This is a genomic window from Bernardetia sp., from assembly GCF_020630935.1.
Taxonomy (GTDB): Bacteria; Bacteroidota; Bacteroidia; order Cytophagales; family Bernardetiaceae; genus Bernardetia.
In genome coordinates this window covers 1-1,738 of record NZ_JAHDIG010000131.1, presented here as the reverse complement: position 1 = coordinate 1,738, position 1,738 = coordinate 1, and the positions used below count along the sequence as shown (strand labels likewise).

Genomic DNA, 1,738 nt, shown 5'->3' with positions numbered 1-1,738 from the left:
TGCATTTAAACAATTGAAATCTCAATCTTTTCAGTTTTTAGGAATCAAAAAAAAAGAAGGTAGAGAAAAATGGACTGACAAAGATATTTCATTTTTATATGAAAATGCAGGAAGCATGTCAGTTGTAAATATTTGCTTAAACTTGCATAGAACACTAGCTTCTGTAGAAAAAAAGGCTAGAAAAATGAATTTATCACTTGCTTTTTATAATAAAAGCAGAAAAAAGTAGTATAAATTTGTGTGCATTTAAGGGCTACACACAAAAAGGGGAGTTAAAATTTATTGAAACTGACTTTCAGTTTCTCTAATAATTGTAGTTTGGTCTATATCTCCGTAATATCTTTCAGTAGTACGTGAAGATTTATGCCCTAGCATACGTGCAACAGTTGCTTTTGAAACTCCATGTACATTGATTTGCATATTTACGAAGGTCTTACGACCGACCTTTGAAGTTAGATTTTTTCTAATATCACACAAATCAGCTATTTCTTTTAAGTAAGAATTAAATTTTCCATTTGAAATGACAGGTAACTTGTAATTGCATTTCTCTAAAATAGCTTGTGTTCTTGGATAGACAGGAACGCCTATATACGCATTATTTTTGTCTCTATTCGTACTTATCCAAGACCTTCCATTTTGTTTGAACAAATGCTTTTTTTTGTCAAAAATCTGCATTTGATTGAAATGAAAGCCAGTATAGCAACAAAATAAGAAACAAACTCTTACATTTTCTAAGCGTTCAATATCGAAATCCTTGTTCTCTATTCGTTCTAGCTCATCTTGTAGTAAAAAAACGAATGGTTTTATTTTTGTTTTTACATCAAAATTAAGATTAAATAGTTTTGTTTCTTGTATAATCTCATCGTCAGCAGCTTCATTGATAGCATTCTTTACATTCCGAACTTTTCGCCAAGCTATTTTTTCAGTATTAGGAATATCTTTTAGAAAATTGAAGTATTTTTTTGCGTAGAATTTTGTAAATTTTTCAGCAGGAAGACTTGAAATTTGATTTTTTTTACAAAAACGCTCAAAGTCTAAGTACGAACGTTCATAGTTTCGCTTTGTATTTTTAGCTTTAACTCTTTTTTTTTGCTCATCCGTCCACTCTCTCAAAACACTAAGAGCCGTGAGAGCAGGTTTTGTATTTCCTAGATACAAATTAGTGATAATAGAAGAGGTTACTGGATAGTTTAGAGCCTTTTGTCTTTCGAATATTTCAAACAAATCTAACTCTAGCTCATTCAAAATCCTCATTTTCTTTTTTGCACCTTTGCCCAAAATCTGCAACGATTTTCCACGCTCATTTTTCCAGTCTTCTTTCCTCTCAATTTCCACACCTTCAACAGAGAAAGGAACGCCTTTATCATTTTTAAAAGATACACGACAGCATACAGAATATTTATTTGTACGTGTTTTTCGTATCAGAAACCCTACTTTCATTACTATACGTTTTTTTTTGCACAGTATATATTTGTTTTAATGAATAAAAAAAAAGAACAAATTTATACTATTATTATTTAGTTATCTAAACTAATATTGCGTTACCTAATAAAAAAAAGGTTACCTATTGCGCTACCTAATTTTGCAAATTAGTGTAATTCAATAAATAACCTTGCTCTTTCTGTCTCCTAGCAACTTTAAAAAACGTTCTAAGTAGCTCATTTGACTGTATCTACTTAGTTAGTGGAGCTGGTGGGAGTCGAACCCACGTCCAAATACGGCATTCATCGTGCCTTCT

Annotated in this window: 1 protein-coding gene and 1 pseudogene; one reads left to right on the top strand and one right to left on the bottom strand. The window is 31.1% G+C overall.

Annotated features, from left to right (window positions below):
- Positions 1-229 (top strand): annotated as a pseudogene (locus QZ659_RS20090) (hypothetical protein); the annotation flags it as partial.
- A gap of 50 nt (positions 230-279) precedes the next feature.
- On the opposite strand, the gene QZ659_RS20085 reads toward QZ659_RS20090, so the two are convergent.
- Complete coding sequence (locus QZ659_RS20085) at positions 280-1,440, bottom strand: site-specific integrase (RefSeq protein ID WP_291728819.1); 1,161 nt, start codon at positions 1,438-1,440, stop codon at positions 280-282.
- Positions 1,441-1,738 lie beyond the last annotated feature (298 nt).

What these genes read in the sequence shown, in the direction of transcription:
- QZ659_RS20085 (WP_291728819.1), bottom strand. Translation starts at nt 1,440, where the DNA reads ATGAAAGTAGGGTTTCTGATACGAAAAACACGTACAAATAAATATTCT.